Genomic DNA, 4,003 nt, shown 5'->3' with positions numbered 1-4,003 from the left:
CCGCGCACCACGTCCGCGATGATCTCCGCTGCCGTCGGCGTTGGGACGAATCCCTGCAAATTCTCCTTCAAATACGTCGTATCTCCCATTTCGTATGTCCTCCTTATCTCTTGACCTGATTCTTGTAGATGGCGTCAAAGAAGCCGTTCGTCACGCCTGCGCCGCCCGCAGCCCCCGACGCGCTTCCGGCACTTGCTCCAGCCGGCGGCGTCTTGCCTTTGAGCTTCTCGTTCACGCCCGCCTCGACCGCCTTCTTGAATTCCTTCTCGAAAGCCGTGATGCGTGAAAGCGTGCTTTCGTTATCCTCGGCGATGAGATAGTCCATGAACTGCACGGGAATCTTGCGGTCGGCGAGCACCTTGACCATTTCAAGCTTGAGTTCCTTCTTCTTCAGCTCGGCTTCCTTCGCCTCAAGCTCCTTGCGACTGTTTTCCAGCTCTGCAGCCTTGCGCTCGTCCTCGGAGAGCTTCGAGAGTCGCTCCTTCTCTTTCTGCGCCGCTGCGGCTTTCTTCTGGTAGTCCTTCTCCCACTTCGTCTTAGCGGCGGCAACAGCGGCGTCAATCTTCGCCTGCGTATCTTCCGTCTTGTCCTGTGCAGGTTCGCCCGTCGGCTTGTTCTCACCACCTCCTGCGTCAGTCGCACCCGCAGGATTGCCCTCCGTACCGCCAGAGCTCCCCTCGCTGCCGCCATCGCCGCCCGCGAAGAGCTGCAAATCGAAATCAAACATATCCTCTGCCATATTCATTCTCCTTCGTTATCATTTTCCCTCGGTCGACGCTCATCTGCGCCGGAGATCGTATGCCGCACATACTCGCGCCTCCTATCCTTGCAAAAACTCCATCAGATGCGGATTCATTCGTACAAGGTTCACAAAACCCGCCGCAAGCTCCGAAACAAGCTCTTCATCCCCCGCGTGCTCAGTCAAGCCACGCTCAAAGAGAATCGCATGAACAATCTCGTGCATGAGCAGTTTCGCCTTGTTGCCTTCGCCGATATTCCCGCCTTCCAACATCTTGATCTGCGCTGTGTTGTATTCCACCACAGCGTTGCACTCGCGCCCCTCAAGAAGCAGCGGTTCTTTGACGCGTAGAATCGCATATCGTACTGCGTCAATCATTACACTTTCAGGCATGGCACCACCTCCTAAAAACAGGCATAAGAAAAGCACCTTGCAGCATACGCAAAGTGCTTTTTCCTATGCAGTTAAATTTCTCGGCGTAATATCCTTAATGCCTTTCAGCAGCCGATACGCTTTCTTCATCGTCGTGTTCTCCTCAAGGTACTCCATGCCGCGAAGCGTGATGGACGGGTTTATCGGCTTGAAGTCATACGCATTGCCGCCCAAGGGGATCGGCTCGATGCCGCCGAGGTAGCCCGCCTCGTAGAGCATGAGCATGATATGCGTGAACCGCTTCTCTGTGACCTTGAAATGCTCTGCCGAGAGTTTTGACCAGTCGGGCTCCTCATGGTCGAGGTATTTGTCCAAGAGCGTCAATATCTGGTAGATCAGCTTGAAGTTTGCCATAGCATCACCCTCAATAACACAAATCAATCGACGGCTCAGGCAGAATCCCCATCTCGTACACATCCTTATCTTTGGCAAGACATTGTTGGATGATGTCGATCACTTCCTCCTCGGACCGCCCCCAACACAGCGGAATCGTTGGGAACGTCCCTTCAAAATGATCATCATACATTTTTAGGGCTTTCTCGAATTCCGTTGTTGGCTCTTCATCACCAAGGAAAAGACGATCATCCTCAGCATACTCCTCATCATTTTTCATGGTGTCACCTTCTCCAAAATCTCCATAAACACCCGATAGCTATTCGGCAAATATTTCTTGACGTACTCTAAGTCTTCACCTCCGCAAGTCACCGCGGCGGTGATATTTGCCCACGCCTCGCTCGCCGCTTCGTATACTCTACAATGCCTCCTGACCTTTGCTTGGTTGCTTGCGTCAAACCCCATTGCCTCATAAGCATATTTTAAATCTTTTTCACGCCCAAATTTCTTTATCTGGTTGTAGCGCCAGTTATAATACGATTCGCCATGCCCAAACACTATCCGACTGTTAGAAAAAAGACCATCGACCGCATCTTGTACTCCTGCGCTGGATGCGTGCGCTATGAAATCTGCCTTTACCGACGGAGTAATAACTTTTTGCAGGTGTGTTCTATCCGCACGCATCGCGGATAAAAACTCATCGCTAAAACTGATACGATGATCAGAAATTTTCATCACAGTTTTATTTATCGCATCCAGTTCCTTAAAGGTCAACTTAGATGTCGGCAAACATCTATCAAAATAGTGCCCAAATTCATGCGCTACGGTGCTATACTTATGCATTCCAGTAGCCGTGTAACGAGCATCGGGATAGCTCCACTCAATAATACTCGCACGATGATCGTAGTATCCACCTTTAGCAGCATTTTTGACAAGTGAAATGCCATCCGCATACTGCGTATACAGAGGCGCAATCGCCTCGTTGTCTTTCAATAGGTTAATATATTCATTGTAATCATCCGCCGACATCGATGCTTGCAGTTTCGTTGCATTCGCTCGAAGCGCCTGTTCTACTAAAATTGTACCACTTTGCGCAACGGCATTCAACGTTCCCGCTGTATTTGTCGCTTGCGAAGCGACGTATTTCCCACGCCACTGTGTTACCGTCTGTTTCTTGTCGATATAAACACTTTTCCATTCCTCATACCGCATACCCGCAGGCACAAAAACATTCTTCCCGTGCTCATCTCTCGCGATGCGCGTCCCCTTGCGCGGCTTGTGCTCAGCATAGAGACTGCCCGAAATGATGCTCCTGCACCTCGGATGCAGCGGCGGCATGTTCGTACCCGGCTCTGCGTCATCCACCGCGAACACCTCGCCGTCCTTGCTCCTGCATATGTGCGACGTGCGACTGTCGAGCGTCGCAATAAAACGGTAGTATGTCATTCCCGCGTCCTTGATGGAGTCGAGCGCCGCCTGATTCTGCACATAATTCAGCTCCGTGCGCACAAGCCTCGTCGCGTCGCTCGTACCGACACCCATGCGCTCCTTTACATCACGCACCATGTCGGCGACAGGCACGCCCCGATGAGCGGCGGCGATGATATTGTGCTGGATCGTTTCGCCGAGCTTGGCGTTGTTGTGCCAGATGCGCTCCGAGTAGTTCTTGCCGCTCCATGGCGTGCGCAGCACAGCCTCAATGCGCTTGCCATCCACAACACCCGCCGCACTCCGAAGCCCTCGCGTCTTGCCGATCTCGTAAAGCCCGCGATAATAAAAGTCCTTGTACGCCGATGGCAAAAAACGGCTCATCGCGCGTTCCGTCTTTTCCGAGAGCTGAATCATTTCCTTGATGGTTTCCGAGCGCAACGCGTCGAGTCGCGTGATACGGCTGCGCATCGCGAGCGTGTTCAACTCGCGCAGAAGTTCCTTATCGCCTGTCGCGTTGATTTTCGCAACGTACTCCTGCAAATCCATGCGCCACACGCGGTACTCGCTGCCCATGAGGAGACGTTGCGCAGCCGCCATGTCCATTCCGTTGTCCGTTGCGAACCGCTGATAGAGCGTCCGGATGTCCTTCTCGATGTGCGCGAGAGACTGCTCATAGTATGCTTTCAACTCGCGCTCAATCTCTTGGCGGCTCTTTCTGTTCCACTCTTCTTCCAGTTCCCTTTGACGCTTCTGCCAATACGTTTCCGTCGGCGTCGCCTTCTTCGTCATGGGCCGCGCCTCCCGTCAGTTCGTCGTAGTCGTCCGCGCCATCCTGCTCTTGCTCTCTTTTCAGCTCCTCAAGCTCTTCGGCGGGATCGGTCACAAAAGGCAAGAGAGACAAAAGACGCTTCTGCGACACAAGGCCGTAAAGCGTCTTCACAATGTCTGCCTGCTCCTGGTTATTGGCGGGAATGTTCGCCGTGAACGTGATCTCAATATCGCGGAAGTCGATGTCCGCCTTGCTCTTCATCTTGAGCATCCCTGCGATCAGCTCGATGCGCCTCTGCA

Annotated in this window: 6 protein-coding genes; all 6 read right to left on the bottom strand. The window is 53.0% G+C overall.

Annotated features, from left to right (window positions below; translation table 11 throughout):
• Positions 1–103: 103 nt before the first annotated feature.
• On the bottom strand, positions 104–739 hold the full coding sequence (locus ACTTKG_RS09520) for a DUF4355 domain-containing protein (protein ID WP_442673967.1): 636 nt from the start codon (positions 737–739) through the stop codon (positions 104–106).
• An 81-nt stretch (positions 740–820) separates the two neighbouring features.
• The gene (locus tag ACTTKG_RS09515; RefSeq protein ID WP_442673966.1) at positions 821–1,132 is read right to left on the bottom strand and encodes a hypothetical protein; all 312 of its coding nucleotides are present in this window, start codon (positions 1,130–1,132) and stop codon (positions 821–823) included.
• A gap of 63 nt (positions 1,133–1,195) precedes the next feature.
• The gene (locus ACTTKG_RS09510; RefSeq protein WP_442673965.1) at positions 1,196–1,525 is read right to left on the bottom strand and encodes a YjcQ family protein; all 330 of its coding nucleotides are present in this window, start codon (positions 1,523–1,525) and stop codon (positions 1,196–1,198) included.
• Between the two features lie 10 nt (positions 1,526–1,535).
• Complete coding sequence (locus tag ACTTKG_RS09505; RefSeq protein WP_442673964.1) at positions 1,536–1,784, bottom strand: hypothetical protein; 249 nt, start codon at positions 1,782–1,784, stop codon at positions 1,536–1,538.
• Positions 1,781–3,724 carry a minor capsid protein gene (locus ACTTKG_RS09500; protein ID WP_442673963.1) on the bottom strand — a complete coding sequence of 648 codons (1,944 nt, stop codon included), beginning with the start codon at positions 3,722–3,724 and terminating at the stop codon, positions 1,781–1,783. Before ACTTKG_RS09500 ends, ACTTKG_RS09505 begins: the two co-directional genes overlap by 4 nt.
• The coding region (locus ACTTKG_RS09495; protein WP_442673962.1) for a phage portal protein at positions 3,630–4,003 on the bottom strand (374 nt) is incomplete at its 5' end. The genes ACTTKG_RS09500 and ACTTKG_RS09495, both read right to left, overlap by 95 nt.

The sequence above is a fragment of the Selenomonas sp. genome (genome assembly GCF_052169755.1).
Lineage (GTDB): Bacteria > Bacillota > Negativicutes > Selenomonadales > Selenomonadaceae > Selenomonas.
This window is presented reverse-complemented; position numbering and strand designations above follow the sequence as displayed.